The organism is Paracoccus sp. SM22M-07 (assembly GCF_001887735.1).
Lineage (GTDB): Bacteria > Pseudomonadota > Alphaproteobacteria > Rhodobacterales > Rhodobacteraceae > Paracoccus.
Window position 1 is genome coordinate 75,010 of sequence record NZ_JPKW01000011.1, and the last position, 15,534, is coordinate 90,543.

General features: G+C 64.7%; 16 protein-coding genes. 13 read left to right on the forward strand and 3 right to left on the reverse strand.

Annotated elements, in window-relative coordinates:
• The 7 genes from IE00_RS15000 to IE00_RS15030 all read left to right on the forward strand — a co-directional run bounded on the left by IE00_RS15000 (window position 1) and on the right by IE00_RS15030 (window position 7,547).
• Entirely contained in the window at window positions 1-1,071 is a 1,071-nt protein-coding gene (locus tag IE00_RS15000; RefSeq protein ID WP_072298016.1) for an ABC transporter ATP-binding protein, read from the forward strand.
• Window positions 1,072-1,098: 27 nt separating this feature from the next.
• Complete coding sequence (locus IE00_RS15005; RefSeq protein ID WP_072298017.1) at window positions 1,099-1,965, forward strand: carbohydrate ABC transporter permease; 867 nt, start codon at window positions 1,099-1,101, stop codon at window positions 1,963-1,965.
• 3 nt (window positions 1,966-1,968) lie between these two features.
• Window positions 1,969-2,778, forward strand: a complete 810-nt coding sequence (locus tag IE00_RS15010; RefSeq protein ID WP_072298018.1) for a carbohydrate ABC transporter permease — start codon at window positions 1,969-1,971, stop codon at window positions 2,776-2,778.
• Window positions 2,779-2,793: 15 nt separating this feature from the next.
• Window positions 2,794-3,066, forward strand: coding sequence for a DUF2160 domain-containing protein (locus IE00_RS15015; protein WP_072298019.1), 273 nt, complete (start codon window positions 2,794-2,796; stop codon window positions 3,064-3,066).
• Window positions 3,067-3,143: 77 nt separating this feature from the next.
• Window positions 3,144-4,847, forward strand: a complete 1,704-nt coding sequence (locus IE00_RS15020; protein ID WP_072298020.1) for an ABC transporter substrate-binding protein — start codon at window positions 3,144-3,146, stop codon at window positions 4,845-4,847.
• 72 nt (window positions 4,848-4,919) lie between these two features.
• Complete coding sequence (glpK, locus tag IE00_RS15025; RefSeq protein ID WP_072298021.1) at window positions 4,920-6,398, forward strand: glycerol kinase GlpK; 1,479 nt, start codon at window positions 4,920-4,922, stop codon at window positions 6,396-6,398.
• Between the two features lie 72 nt (window positions 6,399-6,470).
• Window positions 6,471-7,547 (forward strand): FAD-dependent oxidoreductase, encoded by a 1,077-nt coding sequence (locus IE00_RS15030; RefSeq protein WP_072298022.1) that lies wholly within the window; start codon window positions 6,471-6,473, stop codon window positions 7,545-7,547.
• On the opposite strand, the gene IE00_RS15035 is transcribed toward IE00_RS15030, so the two are convergent.
• Entirely contained in the window at window positions 7,544-8,485 is a 942-nt protein-coding gene (locus tag IE00_RS15035) for an endonuclease/exonuclease/phosphatase family protein (protein ID WP_072298023.1), read from the reverse strand. The genes IE00_RS15030 and IE00_RS15035 overlap by 4 nt on opposite strands.
• Window positions 8,486-8,578: 93 nt before the next feature.
• On the opposite strand from IE00_RS15035, the gene IE00_RS15040 reads away from it, so the two are divergent.
• From IE00_RS15040 to IE00_RS15060, 5 genes are all read left to right on the forward strand, one after another.
• The gene (locus IE00_RS15040; protein WP_072298024.1) at window positions 8,579-9,529 is read left to right on the forward strand and encodes a nucleoside hydrolase; all 951 of its coding nucleotides are present in this window, start codon (window positions 8,579-8,581) and stop codon (window positions 9,527-9,529) included.
• A 180-nt stretch (window positions 9,530-9,709) separates the two neighbouring features.
• The gene (locus IE00_RS15045) at window positions 9,710-9,949 is read left to right on the forward strand and encodes a hypothetical protein (protein ID WP_139291473.1); all 240 of its coding nucleotides are present in this window, start codon (window positions 9,710-9,712) and stop codon (window positions 9,947-9,949) included.
• Window positions 9,949-10,968 (forward strand): LysR family transcriptional regulator, encoded by a 1,020-nt coding sequence (locus IE00_RS15050; RefSeq protein WP_083554439.1) that lies wholly within the window; start codon window positions 9,949-9,951, stop codon window positions 10,966-10,968. The genes IE00_RS15045 and IE00_RS15050 overlap by 1 nt, the downstream gene beginning before the upstream one ends.
• An 83-nt stretch (window positions 10,969-11,051) precedes the next feature.
• Complete coding sequence (locus tag IE00_RS15055) at window positions 11,052-11,975, forward strand: NAD(P)/FAD-dependent oxidoreductase (protein WP_072298026.1); 924 nt, start codon at window positions 11,052-11,054, stop codon at window positions 11,973-11,975.
• Entirely contained in the window at window positions 11,968-13,290 is a 1,323-nt protein-coding gene (locus IE00_RS15060; RefSeq protein ID WP_072298027.1) for an AarF/ABC1/UbiB kinase family protein, read from the forward strand. The genes IE00_RS15055 and IE00_RS15060 overlap by 8 nt, the downstream gene beginning before the upstream one ends.
• Here IE00_RS15060 and IE00_RS15065 read toward each other — a convergent pair.
• Window positions 13,283-13,543 carry a hypothetical protein gene (locus tag IE00_RS15065; protein WP_072298028.1) on the reverse strand — a complete coding sequence of 87 codons (261 nt, stop codon included), beginning with the start codon at window positions 13,541-13,543 and terminating at the stop codon, window positions 13,283-13,285. The two genes, IE00_RS15060 and IE00_RS15065, sit on opposite strands and share 8 nt — an antisense overlap.
• A gap of 127 nt (window positions 13,544-13,670) precedes the next feature.
• Between IE00_RS15065 and IE00_RS15070 the strand changes: the two genes are divergently transcribed.
• Complete coding sequence (locus tag IE00_RS15070) at window positions 13,671-14,282, forward strand: hypothetical protein (RefSeq protein WP_072298029.1); 612 nt, start codon at window positions 13,671-13,673, stop codon at window positions 14,280-14,282.
• A 3-nt stretch (window positions 14,283-14,285) separates the two neighbouring features.
• On the opposite strand, the gene IE00_RS15075 is transcribed toward IE00_RS15070, so the two are convergent.
• Entirely contained in the window at window positions 14,286-15,461 is a 1,176-nt protein-coding gene (locus tag IE00_RS15075; protein WP_072298030.1) for a nucleotide sugar dehydrogenase, read from the reverse strand.
• Window positions 15,462-15,534: the final 73 nt, after the last annotated feature.

Here is a 15,534-nt window from a genome sequence, read left to right on the forward strand (position 1 = left end):
ATGGCCAAGATCACGCTTGAAAACCTGGCGCATTCCTATCTGCCGAACCCGCAGTCGGAAGACGATTACGCGCTGAAACAGCTGGACCATGACTGGGATGACGGGGCGGCCTATGCGCTTCTGGGGTCGTCGGGCTGCGGGAAATCGACGCTGCTGAACATCATCTCGGGGCTGTTGATCCCCAGCCAGGGTCGCATCCTGTTCGACGGTCAGGACGTGACCCGCGCACCCACGGCGGAACGCAACATCGCGCAGGTCTTCCAGTTTCCGGTCGTCTACGACACCATGACGGTCCGCGACAACCTGGCCTTCCCGCTGCGCAACCGCGGCCGGGACGAGGCCTATGTCGCCGAACGCGTGAACGAGATCGCCCGCATGATCGGCATGGAGCACATGCTGTCGCGCAAGGCCCAAGGGCTGACCGCCGATGCCAAGCAGAAGATCAGCCTGGGGCGCGGCATGGTCCGCAAGGACGTGAACGCGCTTCTGTTCGACGAACCGCTGACGGTGATCGACCCGCACATGAAGTGGGAGCTGCGCACCCAGCTGAAGAAGCTGCATCATGATTTCGGTCACACGATGATCTATGTCACCCATGACCAGACCGAGGCGCTGACCTTCGCCGACAAGGTCGTGGTCATGTATGACGGCCGCGTCGTCCAGATCGGCACCCCCGAGGAGCTGTTCGAACGTCCCGAACACACTTTCGTCGGCTATTTCATCGGATCGCCCGGCATGAACCTGCTGCCGGCCAAGATCGACGGTCGGCAGGCGCTGGTGCCGGGCGGCACGACGCCCCTGGCGCAGGGCTACGGCCCGGCCGCCGGGAACGTCCAGCTGGGCATACGCCCCGAACATGTCCGCCTGTCGTCGGATCAGGGGCTGCCCGTCACCATTCGCCGGATCGAGGATGTGGGCCGCCACAAGATCATCCGCGCCGACCTGATGGGCCACGAGATCAACATCATCGCCCCCGAGGACCAGCCGATCGGGCCGGACATGACCCGCGCGGTCTTCGATCCGGCGCATGTCAATATCTACGCCGACGACTGGCGCGTCGTGCCCCTCTAGGGGCCGGCAAGGGGAGGGGAAAGAAAGATGGACAAGACAGTCAACAACAAGGCCTGGTTCCTGGTCCTGCCGGTGCTGGTACTGGTCGCCTTTTCGGCGGTGATCCCGCTGATGACGGTGGTCAACTATTCGGTGCAGGACACCTTCGGCAACAACGTCTTCTTTTGGGCCGGTCTGGACTGGTTCAGGGACCTGCTGGCGTCGGACCGGATGTGGAACGCCCTGGGCCGCCAGCTGGCGTTTTCCGCCATCATCATCGCGATCGAGATCCCGCTTGGCATCTTCGTCGCGCTGAACATGCCCAAGCGCGGCTTCTGGGCCAGCGTCGTGCTGGTGCTGATGTCTCTACCGCTGCTGATCCCGTGGAACGTGGTCGGCACCATCTGGCAGATCTTCGGGCGCGTCGATATCGGCCTGCTGGGATATGTCCTGGACGCCATCGGCATCGATTACAACTATACCCAGAACACGGTTCATGCCTGGGCGACGGTCATCGTGATGGATGTCTGGCACTGGACGTCGCTGGTGGCACTGCTGGCCTATGCGGGCCTGCAATCGATCCCCGACGCCTATTACCAGGCCGCCAAGATCGACCAGGCCAGCCGCTGGAAGGTCTTCCGCTATATCGAGCTGCCCAAGATGGCGGGCGTCCTGATGATCGCCATCCTGCTGCGCTTCATGGACAGCTTCATGATCTATACCGAACCCTTCGTCGTCACCGGCGGCGGTCCGGGCAACGCGACGACCTTCCTGTCGATCGACCTGGTCAAGATGGCCCTGGGGCAGTTCGACCTGGGTCCGGCCGCGGCCTTCTCGCTGATGTATTTCCTGGTCATCCTGCTGATTTCCTGGGTGTTCTACACCGTGATGACCAATCTGGACAAAAGGGGCTGATCCATGGGCAAGCGCATCAACGGCAGCGCCGTCGTCATGATCCTCTATCTTCTGTTCCTGATGCTGCCGATCTATTGGCTGATCAACATGAGCCTGAAGACCAATGCCGAGATCACCGGCACCTTCAGCCTGTGGCCACAGAACCTGACATTCGCCAATTACGCGACCATCCTGACCGATCCGGCCTGGTACATGGGTTACGTGAACAGCCTGATCTATGTGGTGATGAACACGGTGATTTCCGTCGCCGTGGCACTGCCGGCGGCCTATGCCTTCAGCCGCTATCACTTCATGGGCGACAAGCACCTGTTCTTCTGGCTGCTGACCAACCGCATGGCACCGCCCGCGGTCTTTGCGCTGCCCTTCTTCCAGCTCTATTCCTCGGTCGGGCTGTTTGACACGCATATCGCGGTGGCGCTGGCGCATTGCCTGTTCAACGTGCCGCTGGCCGTGTGGATCCTGGAGGGGTTCATGCGCGGCGTCCCGAAGGAGATCGACGAAACCGCCTATATTGACGGCTACAGCTTCGGGCGGTTCTTCGTGAAGATCTTCATGCCGCTGATCTCATCCGGCATCGGCGTGGCCGCCTTCTTCTGCTTCATGTTCAGCTGGGTCGAACTGCTGTTGTCGCGCACGCTGACCTCAGTGGCCGCCAAGCCTATTGCGGCGACGATGACGCGGACGCAAGGTGCATCTGGGGTGGATTGGGGCGTGCTGGCCGCGGCTGGCGTGCTGACCATCGTGCCGGGTGCTTTGGTCATCTGGTTCGTTCGAAATTATATCGCCAAGGGCTTTGCCCTGGGCCGCGTGTAAGGGGGGAATTGCATCATGTCCTGGATGGCCTGGACCATGCCGACGGCGCTTTTCTTCGCCACCATCGCGGTGTTGCTGATCGTCTTCACGATCCTTGCGGTCCGATACCCCGAAACGCCGCGCACCGGCGTCCTGGGGATCGAGACGACGCGCGGCGACCGACTGTTCATCACGCTTCTGGGCTCGGCCTTCATCAACCTGGCATGGCTGGGTCTGGTGGGGCTGGCACAGCCTTGGGCGTTGCTGGTCTGCCTGATCTACGCGGCCGCCGTCTTTCGGTGGGTGTGATCGCGCAGGGCCTGCGGGGGTAAGGATCCCGCGGGTCGACGACAAGAAACTGACGATATCCCAGGGAGGGAAAACACATGAACAGAAGATTGCTGTCCACCACTGCGGTGCTGATGGCGCTGACGGGCCCGGCCTTCGCCGACATCGAGGCTGCGCGCAGCTTCCTTGACGCCGAGATCGGCGACCAGTCGGTCCTGTCGCGCGAAGATCAGGAAGCCGAGATGCAGTGGTTCATCAATGCGGCAGAGCCCCTGAAGGGCATGTCCATCAACGTGGTTTCGGAAACGATCACCACCCACGAATATGAAAGCCGCGTCCTGGCGCCCGCCTTCACCGCCATCACCGGCATCGAGGTCACCCATGACCTGATCGGCGAGGGCGACGTCGTCGAAAAGCTGCAGACCCAGATGCAGACCGGCGAGAACGTCTATGACATGTATATCAACGATGCCGACCTGATCGGGACGCATTGGCGCTATCAGCAGGCCCGCAACATCACCGACTGGATGGCCGAAGAGGGCAAGGACTTCACCAACCCCGACCTGGACCTGGACGATTTCATCGGCCTGGCATCCGCGACCGGTCCCGACGACAAGCTGTACCAGCTGCCCGTCCAGCAGTTCGCGAACCTATACTGGTTCCGCCACGACTGGTTCACCGATCCCGACATCATGGCCGAATTCCGCGCCGAATACGGCTATGACCTGGGCGTTCCGGTCAACTGGTCGGCCTATGAGGACATCGCCAAGTTCTTCACCGGCCGCGAGATCGACGGCCAGGAAGTCTTCGGCAACATGGATTACGGCAAGAAGGACCCGTCGCTTGGCTGGCGCTTCACCGATGCCTGGATGTCGATGGCCGGCATGGGCGACAAGGGCGAACCCAACGGCTTCCCGGTCGACGAATGGGGTATCCGCGTCAACGAAAACTATCAGCCCGTGGGTTCGTGCATGGCGCGTGGCGGTGCCACGAACAGCCCCGCCGCCGTCTATGCCATCGAGAAATACATCGACTGGCTGAAGAACTACACGCCCCCCGCCGCTGCCGGCATGACCTTCTCCGAGGCCGGCCCCGTCCCCGCGCAGGGCAACATCGCCCAGCAGATGTTCTGGTACACCGCCTTCACCGCCGACATGGTCAAGGAAGGTCTGCCCGTCATGAACGAGGACGGCACGCCGAAATGGCGCATGGCCCCGTCCCCCTATGGCGCCTATTGGGAAGAGGGCATGAAGGTCGGCTATCAGGATGTGGGTGCCGCCACGCTGATGAAATCGACCCCGGTGGATCGTGCGCAGGCCGCCTGGCTTTACGCCCAGTTCATTGTCTCCAAGACCGTCGACACCAAGAAAAGCCATGTCGGTCTGACCTTCGTGCGTGACAGCACCGTCCGCCACGAGAGCTTTACCGAACGTGCGCCGCAACTGGGCGGCCTGGTCGAGTTCTATCGCTCGCCCGACCGCACGCGCTGGTCGGATACCGGTCTGAACGTGCCGGATTATCCGCGTCTGGCGCAGCTGTGGTGGCAGAATATCGGCGACGCATCCTCGGGTGCCAAGACCGCGCAGGAAGCCTTGGACGCGCTTTGCGAACAGCAGGAAGCCGTGCTGGAGCGTCTGGAGCGTTCGGGCGTCCAGGGCGATCTGGGCCCGAAGCTGAACGAGCCGAAGGACCCGCAGGTCTGGCTGGACGAGGCGGGCGCCCCCAAGCCCAAGCTGGAAAACGAAAAACCGGCACCGGTCACCATCGCCTATGAAGACCTGATCAAGCGCTGGCAGGAATAAGCCCGCGCCATGCGAAACGGGGGGCGCGGGCAGCCGCGCCCCCTTTTGACACGCCTGACAGGATGAATTGCCATGACCCATATCCTTGCCATCGATCAGGGCACGACCTCGTCCCGCGCCATCGTCTTTGACAGCAAGATGGCCGTCACCGCCAGCGCGCAAGAGGAATTTCCCCAGCATTTCCCGCAATCGGGTTGGGTGGAACACGACCCCGCCGACCTGTGGGCCAGCGTCGCCGCCACCTGTCGCGCCGCCATCGAAAAGGCGGGCAACCCCACCATCGCCGCCATCGGCATCACCAATCAGCGCGAAACCACGCTGGTCTGGGACCGCCAGACCGGCAAGCCCATCCACAATGCCATCGTCTGGCAGGACCGCCGCACCGCCGATTTCTGCCGCGAGCTGGAGGCCGCCGGCCACGCGCCGATGATCACCGAGCGCACCGGCCTGCTGGTCGACCCCTATTTTTCGGCCACCAAGCTGAAATGGATCCTGGACCATGTCGACGGCGCCCGCGACCGGGCCGAGGCCGGCGACCTGCTGTTCGGCACCGTCGACAGCTGGCTGATCTGGAACCTGACTGGCGGACAGGTCCACGCGACCGATGCGACCAATGCCGCGCGCACCATGCTCTATGACATTCACAAGGGCCGCTGGAGCCGCACGATCAGCGATCTGTTCGGCATCCCGCTGAAGATGCTGCCCGACGTGCGCGACTGTTCCGACGATTTCGGCACCACGCGGCCCGACCTGTTCGGGCGTCCCATTCCGATCACCGGCGTCGCGGGCGATCAGCAGGCCGCGACCGTGGGCCAGGCCTGCTTCAAGCCCGGCATGATGAAATCGACCTATGGCACCGGCTGCTTTGCACTGCTGAACACCGGCGACACGCCCGTTACCTCGACCAAGCGCCTGCTGACCACGATCGCCTATCAGCTGGACGGCAAGCCGACCTATGCGCTGGAGGGGTCGATCTTCATCGCGGGCGCGGTGGTGCAATGGCTGCGCGACGGGCTGCAGATCATCCGCCACGCCGCCGAGACCCAGCCCTTGGCCGAAACCGCCGATCCCGGGCAGCAGGTGATCCTGGTCCCGGCCTTCACCGGACTTGGCGCCCCCTATTGGCAGCCCGATTGCCGCGGCGCCATTTATGGGCTGACCCGCAATTCCGGTCCCGCCGAATTCGCCCGCGCCGCATTGGAGAGCGTCGGTTTCCAGACCCGCGACCTCTTGGAGGCGATGAAGGCCGACTGGCAGGCCAAGGGCGAAACCGCCCTGCGCGTCGATGGCGGGATGAGCGCGTCCGATTGGGCCATGCAGTTCCTGTCGGACATCCTTGGCGCCCAGGTCGACCGTCCCCGCGTGACCGAAACCACCGCACTTGGCGCGGCCTGGCTGGCAGGACAGAAATGCGGGATCTATCCCGACGCCCAGGGGTTTGCCGATGAATGGCGGCTGGACCGCAGTTTTACACCCCAGATGGACGATGAGGACCGCGAGGCCCGCTATGCGGCCTGGGGTCGGGCGGTCAAGGCGACGATGGCGCTCTAGCCCGCTTGTCGCGCTTGCCAAGGGGGGCGTTCCTGCGCAACCCTTGGCAAGCGCGACAAGGCAGGACCCAAGATGCAGGATGCACCCCGGATATTGCTGATCGGCGCGGGCCACGCCCATCTGGTCGCCCTTGCCACGATCAGGCGCCAGATGCCCGATGCGCAGGTCACCCTGATCGACCCTTCCCCCTTTGCCGCCTATTCCGGGATGCTGCCGGGGGTCATCGCGGGACATTATGAGGCCGCTGATGCGCGCTTTGACCTGGCCCGGATCGCTGCACGGCACGGGGTCCGCCTGGTCACGGGCAAGGTCGACGGCATCGACCCCTTGCATCGGCAGGCCACCACGACGGCGGGAAGGATGGGTTTCGACATCGCCTCGATCGATATCGGCATCCAGGGCGATCTGCGCCAGATCCCCGGTTTTGCCGAACATGCCGTGGCGGTCAAACCCCTGTCGGCCTTTGCCGATCGTTGGGCGCGCTTTCTGGACAATCCCGGTCCCGTCGCCATCATCGGCGGCGGGGTGGCCGGGGTCGAGCTGGCCCTGGCCGCGGCCCATCGCATCGGGCCCCATGTCACGTTGATCGAATCCGGGCCGCGAATCCTTGGTGAACTGCCGCCCGCGTCACGCCGCATGCTGCTGGAAGCGCTGGCCGACCGGCAGGTGACGGTCCACATCAAATCCCAGGTCGCCTGCATCCTGCCCGAGGATGTGATCCTGACCGACCGCACCCGTATCGCCAGCGACCTGACCATCGCGGCGGCGGGGGGGCGGCCCGCGCCCTGGCTGGCGCGCTGCCTGCCCTGCGATGCCAAGGGCTTCGTGTCCGTCGGGCCGGACCTTCAGGCCCAGGGTCATGTGGGCATCTTCGCGGTGGGCGACTGCGCGGTCATCACCGATGCGCCACGCCCCAGGGCGGGTGTTCATGCGGTCCGGCAAGGGCCGGTACTGGCCCAGAACATCCTGGCCCTGCTGTTGGACAAGCCGCTGCTGGCGCACAAGCCGCAGCGCCATCACCTGAAGATCGTCTCGCTTGGCGGCAAGTCGGGGCTGGCCCTGTGGCGCGGTCTGCATGTCGCGGGGCCCTGGGTCTGGCGGTGGAAGGACCGGATCGACCGCCGCTTCATGGCGCGCACCGGCCGCTAGGGCCCGCAGCGGCCCGCGCCGGGGATGATCTGCGACAGGATCGGATAGTGATCGCTTGGCCATTCCCCCGCAAAACGCTTGCGGATCGCGACGGGGCGCGCCGGCATGGCCGTGCCGCAATCATGCATGACGTGATCGATCGCGCCGAAAAGGTTCAGCCCACGGTCCAGGTGATAGGTCGCCCCCCGGACAGGCGTCAGGGCCAGCCCGGCCTGTTTCAGGATGTCGACGGTCTGCGATCCGGCCATGGCGTTCAGATCACCCGCCAGCACGACATGTTCGCCCGTCCCGGTCCATGCAGCTACCCTGTTGCGGACCAGCTGCGCCGAACGCAGGCGGTTCTGCCCGCTGCGATAGTCGAAATGCACGTTCACGACCCGGAGATCCCGCCCGCTGCGTCGGTCGTTGAACCGCGCCCACGTGGCAAAGGCCGGATAGGACCCGTTGAAGGTGCGCGAATAGATCACCTCGGGCGTTTCGGAAAAGAAGAACCAGCCCTGGTCCAGCAGCTCCAGACGCTTTGGACGATAGAAGATCGGTTGCGTCGACGGAAAGCTGCGCCAGTCGCCGGTCGCGGCGGCGCGATAATCGGGCATGGCGTCCAGCAGGGCATCGCGCGCCAGGTTCACCGCCCCGTCATCGCCGTGGCGAAAGCTTTCCATTTCCTGAAAGGCGATGATGTCCGCGCCAAGGCTGGCCACCGCCTGGATCATGGCTGGCTTGCGGCGGTCCCAATCGGCCACCGACCAAGCGCCGTCGGGCTTGTCCAGCAGGATGTAATGCACGTTGAAGCTGGCCAGCCGCAGATCCTGCGGCCCCGCCGCGCCAAGCGCCTGCGCCCCCGATCCCCGCCCGTTCCACAGATGCACGGCCCCGACCGCCAGCACCAGCAGCAGCGCGACCAGTCCTGCAATTCGTCCCGCCTTGCGCATTCGCATCGTCCCAGCCTTGCCATCAGGGCATGCGGGTGGTTGACCCTGCCGGACAGCAGGTTAAAGCAACCGCTTCTTCATGATAGGCAGGAACGGAACATGGGCAAGCACAAGGTCATCTTTGACACCGATCCCGGCGTGGACGACGCGCTTGCCCTCTATTACCTGGTGCGGCATCCGCAGGTGCAGCTGGTGGGCGTGACGACGGTCTTCGGCAATGCCCCCGTGGCGGTCACGACGCGAAACGCGCGGTTCCTGTTGCGGTCCTGGGGGGTGACGGTCCCGGTCCATGCGGGTGCCGCCCAGTCCCTGACCCCCGACATGCCGACCGAGAATTTTCCCGTCCACATCCACGGGCAGAACGGTTTGGGGAATATCGACATTCCCGAACAGCCCATTGATGAACCCGACAGCGCCGCGCAGTTCATCATCGACCAGATCCGCGCCAATCCGGGCCAGATCCGCATCCTGGCCGTCGGTCGGATGACAAACCTGGCGCGCGCGCTGCAGATGGCCCCCGATATCGCCGATCTGGTGGGTGACGTGGTCATCATGGGCGGCGCCTTCCGTGTCCCCGGCAATATCACCCCCGCCGCCGAGGCCAATATCTGGGGCGACCCCCTGGCCGCCGACATGGTCTTCGGGGCCGATTGGCATGTCACGGCGATCCCCCTGGACCTGACCACGCGGACCCTGATCACGCGGCGCGAATTGCAGGCCATTGCGGCCACGGGCGGGGCAGGGATGCAGCTGGTGGCGGACCTGTCGCAGGATTACATCAGCTTCTATGGCCAGGCGGGCTATGACGGGATGGTCATCCACGATTGCTGTGCTGCGGTCTTTCTGACCGACCCCGAGCTGTTCCGCCTGATCCACGGACAGGTCAGGGTGCTGTGGCAGGGGATCGGTCTTGGCCTGACCGTCATGAACCCGCGCGACCGCAAGGGTCCCGACGCCGAATGGGCCGATCTGCCGCTGCAGGCCTATGGCGCGGATGGGGACACGGACGCGATCCTGTCGCGCATCGCGCAGATCTGTGGAGGGGAATGACGGCGCCGGATAATGCTGATCCTGTGAACGATGGCGCGCGATTATACCGCCATATCGAACACAGAAGGCGATATTTCATGACTAATCAATGACAGTCCTCCCTCTTATCTGACAGTCATCGAAACGGCGCAGTCGTTTCCCTGACATTCACATACGGAGACTGAAACCATGAAATCCATCATGATCGCAATGACCGCCCTGACCCTGGCAACCACCGCTGCCGGTGCAGCAACCAGCGCCCGCAACGAACGCCCCGACGCCGTCAACACCGTCACCGCCGTCGAAACCATGGACGTCCGTGCGGATTCGGTGATGACCTCGGCCGAACTGGCCCGCGCCAACCTGAACGGCGACGAAATCCTGACCGTCACCGCCTTCCCGACCAGCACGAAAGTTGCAACCGACAACCAGGACCGCTAATGGTTCAGAAGCTGGTCGGTTCCGTCACGGAACCCTCCGACCGTCATGTCCAGTTCGGGCATGGCGGTCTTTCTTTATCTGGCACCGGGCCCATGGGCGTCTTGGCTGAACGCGACGGGTCCCTGTTGGACATCGGCATGGATATCAAGGTCCTCCGCAGTTTTGCGGCCATCATCGACGAGGGAAGCTTTGCCAATGCCGCGCGCAAGGTCGGCATTTCCAAAAGCATGTGCAGCAAGCTGATTTCGGATCTTGAGGCGGATCTGGGCACGCGGCTGCTGACGCGCACCACGCGGGCCGTCAAGCCGACGGCCATCGGGCTCAGCTTTTATGCCGAGATCAGCGACATCCTGGCCCGGCTGGACGCCGCGACCGAGGCCGTGCGCGCGGCATCGCAACGCCCGTCGGGGCCGCTGAAGCTGGGCAGCCCGGTGCAATATACGCTGAAGGTCTTTCAACCGCATCTGGTCCGCTTCATGGAGGAACATCCCGACATCCAGCTGGACGTGGTTTTGGATGACGGGCGTTCGGACCTGACCCGCGACGGTTTCGACGCGGTCATCCGCATCGGCAACCTGGAGGACAGCACCCTTCATGCCCGCAAGCTGCATGATGCGCGGATCATGCTGGTCGCTTCGCCCGATTACATCGCCGCCAAGGGCAGCCCGGACAGCCCCGCCCAGCTGCGCGATCATCAATGCCTGCATTACACCAACCTGCGCGGTCCCAGCACATGGCCCCTGCGCCATGAAAACGAGGTGATCTATCAAAAGATCACCCCGGCTTTTTCCTCGAATAACGGGGAACTGCTGCGATCGCTGGCCGTGGCGGGCAAGGGCATCGCGCTGGCCCCGGAATTCCAGGTCGCCGATGACCTGGCGCAGGGTCGGCTGGTTCCGGTCATGCCCGATTATGCGCTGCCCGGCGTGCCGGTCCATGTGCTCTACTCCAGCCGCAAGCTGGTGACGGCCGCGCTGGCCAGCTTCCTGGATTTCGTGGGTCACCTGAACCTGGACTGACGGGCTGGTGACAAATCGCCGCCTTGCACCGGTCGGCCCGACCTGCCCTGATGGGGCGTGCGGCACAAGGCAGGGGGCCATTCATGACCGATCAGGTGACCATCATCGGCGCGGGCATTACCGGCATTGCCTGTGCAAGGCTGCTGCACCGGGCCGGCCTTCGCGTGCGTGTTTTCGACAAAGGGCGGGGCATCGGTGGACGAATGGCCACGCGGCGCGGCCCCCAAGGGATGCAATTCGATCACGGCGCCCAGGATCTGCCGGTGTCCGACCCTGAGTTCCTGACGATGCTGCAGGGGCTTGGCGATGCGGTGGCGCCATGGGGTGATCGCGGGTGGGTCGGACGCCCCGGCATGTCCGATGTCGTGCGGGCCATGGCTGCCGGTCTGGAGGTGACCCAAGGCGCGATGTTTGCCGGGCTGCGTCGCGATGGGGCGGGCTGGCAGATTGCCCTCGACGACCGCTGGATCGATGCGGGCCGCGTCGTTCTGGCGATCCCCGCGCCTCAGGCCCGTGACCTGCTGGGTGCCGATCATCCTTTTGCGGCGGCGCTTGATCACGTGACCTATGACCCCTGTGTCACGCTGATGGCGGGCTTGTCGCCCGATGCGCCCCGGCCCTTTGCCTGGGCCGAGGGATCGGGGGCCGCCGCCTGGATCGCCCATGACGGTGGCAAGCCGGGCCGCCAAGGCCGGCCGCTGGCCACTTGGGTCATGCAGGCCGATCCGGAATACAGCGCGCGCCATATCGATCTGGCCTTCGACGATCTGGCGGCGATGATGGCCCCCGTTCTGCTGGACCGTCTGGGGGCGGAACCGCGACATCTGCAGCACAGTGCGGCGCATCGCTGGCTCTATGCCCGTGCGTCGCGCCCGCTTGGAGAGGCTTTCCTGGCCGATATGGATGCGGGTCTGCTGGTCGGCGGCGATTGGGCGCTTGGGCCGACCGCGCGGGACGGATGGGCCAGCGGCACGGCCATGGCGGCCCAGATCCTGGGCCATGGATAGGCGCCCGCCCCGGCCCCTTGCCGTCCCCTCGGGTCGGTTGACGCGGCTGATGCGGATCGGGGGGCTGGCCACCGGCATCGGCGGCCGCGCCATCGCGCAGGGCCTGGGTCAGCTGGCGACCGGTCGTCGCCCCGACGCGCGCGAACTGCTGATGACGCCGGCGAATGCCGCTCGTCTTGCCACGCAGCTGTCGCGGATGCGCGGTGCGGCGATGAAGGTGGGCCAGCTGGTCTCGATGGAGACGGGCCAGTTCCTGCCCCCGGAACTTGCCGTGATCCTGGAAGGATTGCAGGCGGGGGCCGATCATATGCCCGAACGCCAGCTGAGGACCGTGCTGACCCGGGCCTGGGGCGATGATTGGCAAACCCGCTTTTCCCGGTTCGACATGACGCCCATCGCGGCGGCCTCGATCGGACAGGTGCATCGGGCGGTGACGCGGGACGGGCGCGTTCTGGCGGTCAAGGTCCAGTATCCGGGAGTTCGGGCCAGCATCGACAGCGACGTGGACAATCTGGGGATGCTGCTGCGTCTGTCGGGACTGCTGCCCCAGGGTCTGGACATGGCGCCGATTCTGACCGAAGCCCGCCAGCAGCTGCATGCCGAGGCCAATTACCTGGCCGAAGCCGCCAACATGACCGCCTATGCCAAAGTGTTGGGCGACCGGCCGGGCATCGTCATGCCGGCACCCGATGCGGCTCTGACCTCGGATCAGGTGCTGGCGATGGATTTCATCGACAGCCGGCCCATCGACAGCCTTGTGACCGCCCCTGCCGAAACGCGCGATCGGGTGGGGCAGGACCTGGTCGATCTGGCCATGGATGAATTGTTCACGTTCAACCTGATGCAGACCGATCCGAACTTCGCCAATTACCGCTGGCAGGGGGACAGCGGTCGCATCGTGCTGTTGGATTTCGGCGCCCTGCGCGGCTTTTCCCCCGATCTGGCACCGAAATACAAGGCGCTGCTGCGGGCGGGACTGGCGCAGGATCAAGCGGCTTTGCAAAAGGCCGCCACCGACATCGGCTATCTGGCGCCAAATGCCGGTGACGATCAGAGGGTCGCGGTGATGCAGATGCTGGGCCTGGCCTTGGCACCATTGCGTCGCGGCGGGGTCTTCGATGCCGCGGAAACCCAGATCCCCCAGCAGATCGCCGATATCGCCCTGCGCCTGTCTAGGTCCCGATGCGCGGCGCATATGCCCCCGCCAGAGGTCATGTTCCTGCATCGCAAGCTGGGGGGCATGTTCCTGCTGATGGCGCGCCTTCGGGTGCGGATCGACCTGGACCGGCTGCTGACAAGGCTGAACGTCAGCTAGACCGTTCGGCCATGCTGTCGCCCGCCAAGGTGGCGATCCGGGTGAATTCATCGGCCATGGCCAGCTCCAGCGCGCTTCCCTCGGTGGGGACGGCGCCCGGATCTTCCTGTCCGTCCCGCATCACCTCGCGGTTGTCCATCCAGTCCATCATGGCGGTGCGATCGGCCTCGGGCAGGGCGGCGATCAGGCGGGCCAGAATGCGGCGATGGGCCAGCATGCGGCCCTCGAATGCGCTTGGGGTGGGTTCGGTCATGGCAATTTCCTTTCACGGACTGGGGTTGAACCCGCGTCGGTGGCACGAAGTTCCTGAGGTGGAACAACCACGCCATGCGCGTGTTGGGACCCGCAAACCGTGCAAGGGGTCAGGCGGGGGGAATACCATGTGGGACTGGGTGTCCGAAAACAGCGGGATCGTTCAGGCGGGAATGGCGACCGTCACGGCGATGGTCTGGATGGTCTATCTGCACATCATCGTGTCCGGGCTGCGGCGACAGCGCCGGACCGAAATCCTGGTGCATCTGGGCGGCGCACGCGACCTGTCGGCCCGCATTCTGGTCAGCAACCTGGGGTTCGAGCCGATCTATGTGCTGGAGATCATGCTGTCGGTGCGCACGGCGCAGGGGGAACGCATCTCCTCGGTCGCCGACCGGACCGAGATCGCGCGCGAACAGCACAGGACCCCGCGCGAGGCGACCCTGCAGGGGCCGCTGAAATCGGGCGATTCCGTGGATATCGGCAGCGTCACCGACCTTCTGGACCGCGCCCGCCACAACAGCTTCGACAATATCGACATCGAGGACATCACCGAGGTCGAGGTGACGGTCGCCGCGCTGACATCCGCCGACAGCCGCGTCGCCGCCGCCACCCGGCGTTTCCTGCTGAAGCATAACGACGAAACGATCTGCCTGCTGCCCAGAAACCTTTACGCCAAGCAGATCAGGTCGCGCTGGCGCCGCCGCCAGATCGAACAGCGGCTGCGCCAGATGCTGTGACGGTCAGTCCGCCCCGAACAGGTCGCGGGTATAGATGCGGTCGCGGACATCATGCAGGTCCTGGGTCACGCGGTTGGCGACGATCAGGTCGGCGCGTGCCTTGAACTGGGCCAGATCCGCGACGACATCGGATCCGAAGAATCTGTCGTCGGTCATCGCGGGCTCATAGACGATGACCTCGAGGCCCTTGGCCTTCAGCCGTTTCATGATGCCCTGAACGGCGCTTTGGCGGAAATTATCCGAACCGGCCTTCATCACCAGACGATAGATGCCGACGACCTTTGGGTTCCGGGCCAGGATCGCGTCGGAAATGGTGTCCTTGCGGGTGCGATTGGCATCGACGACGGCGGCGATCAGGTTCTGCGGCACATCGCGGTAATTGGCCAGCAGCTGCTTGCTGTCCTTGGGCAGGCAATAACCGCCATAGCCGAAGGACGGGTTGTTGTAATGGGTCCCGATCCGCGGATCCAGACCGACGCCCTCGATGATCTGGCGGCTGTCGAGGCCTTGCGACATGGCATAGCTGTCCAATTCGTTGAAATAGGCCACGCGCAGAGCGAGATAGGTGTTGGCGAACAGCTTGATCGCCTCGGCCTCGGTCGATCCGGTCAACAGGATCGGCACGTCGTCGTCCAGCGCCGCCTCGGCCAGCAGGTCGGCAAAGGCGCGCCCGCGGGGGCTGTCCTCGCCCACCACGATGCGCGACGGGTGCAGGTTGTCATGCAGCGCCAAGCCCTCGCGCAGGAATTCCGGGCTGAAGATGACCTGGTCTGTTCCCATCTTGTCGCGCACGTGGCGGGTGAAGCCCACGGGAACGGTCGATTTCACCACGATCAGCGCCTGCGGGGCCAACCGGATCACGTCGGCGATGACGGCCTCGACGCTGGAGGTGTCGAAGTAATTCGTCACCGGGTCGTAATTCGTGGGCGTGGCCACGATCACCACGTCGGCGTCGCGATAGGCCACGGCGGGGTCGGTCGTCGCCGTCAGGTCCAGCTTGCGATGGGCCAGATGATCCGAGATGTCGTCATCGACGATGGGGCATTTGCGCCCGTTCAGCATCGCCACGCGGCTTTCATCCACATCCAGCGCGCGGACGCTGTTGCGTTCGGCCAGCAGGACGGCGTTCGACAGACCGACATAGCCGATCCCGGCCACCGCAATTCGTTTTCCCGCCATATGCCGTTCCAAGCCCCGCTGATGTTTTGCCGAACCAGCTTAGCAGGTGGCGCGGGCGCCGCAATGGCGCCCG

Excerpts from the sequence above, each read along its gene's own strand:
- glpK (WP_072298021.1), top strand. The coding sequence starts at position 4,920 with ATGACCCATATCCTTGCCATCGATCAGGGCACGACCTCGTCCCGCGCC.
- IE00_RS15005 (WP_072298017.1), top strand. The coding sequence starts at position 1,099 with ATGGACAAGACAGTCAACAACAAGGCCTGGTTCCTGGTCCTGCCGGTG.
- IE00_RS15035 (WP_072298023.1), bottom strand. The coding sequence starts at position 8,485 with ATGCGAATGCGCAAGGCGGGACGAATTGCAGGACTGGTCGCGCTGCTG.
- IE00_RS15020 (WP_072298020.1), top strand. The coding sequence starts at position 3,144 with ATGAACAGAAGATTGCTGTCCACCACTGCGGTGCTGATGGCGCTGACG.
- IE00_RS15040 (WP_072298024.1), top strand. The coding sequence starts at position 8,579 with ATGGGCAAGCACAAGGTCATCTTTGACACCGATCCCGGCGTGGACGAC.
- IE00_RS15030 (WP_072298022.1), top strand. The coding sequence starts at position 6,471 with ATGCAGGATGCACCCCGGATATTGCTGATCGGCGCGGGCCACGCCCAT.
- IE00_RS15000 (WP_072298016.1), top strand. The coding sequence starts at position 1 with ATGGCCAAGATCACGCTTGAAAACCTGGCGCATTCCTATCTGCCGAAC.
- IE00_RS15050 (WP_083554439.1), top strand. The coding sequence starts at position 9,949 with ATGGTTCAGAAGCTGGTCGGTTCCGTCACGGAACCCTCCGACCGTCAT.
- IE00_RS15010 (WP_072298018.1), top strand. The coding sequence starts at position 1,969 with ATGGGCAAGCGCATCAACGGCAGCGCCGTCGTCATGATCCTCTATCTT.
- IE00_RS15075 (WP_072298030.1), bottom strand. The coding sequence starts at position 15,461 with ATGGCGGGAAAACGAATTGCGGTGGCCGGGATCGGCTATGTCGGTCTG.
- IE00_RS15060 (WP_072298027.1), top strand. The coding sequence starts at position 11,968 with ATGGATAGGCGCCCGCCCCGGCCCCTTGCCGTCCCCTCGGGTCGGTTG.
- IE00_RS15055 (WP_072298026.1), top strand. The coding sequence starts at position 11,052 with ATGACCGATCAGGTGACCATCATCGGCGCGGGCATTACCGGCATTGCC.
- IE00_RS15065 (WP_072298028.1), bottom strand. The coding sequence starts at position 13,543 with ATGACCGAACCCACCCCAAGCGCATTCGAGGGCCGCATGCTGGCCCAT.
- IE00_RS15015 (WP_072298019.1), top strand. The coding sequence starts at position 2,794 with ATGTCCTGGATGGCCTGGACCATGCCGACGGCGCTTTTCTTCGCCACC.
- IE00_RS15045 (WP_139291473.1), top strand. The coding sequence starts at position 9,710 with ATGATCGCAATGACCGCCCTGACCCTGGCAACCACCGCTGCCGGTGCA.
- IE00_RS15070 (WP_072298029.1), top strand. The coding sequence starts at position 13,671 with ATGTGGGACTGGGTGTCCGAAAACAGCGGGATCGTTCAGGCGGGAATG.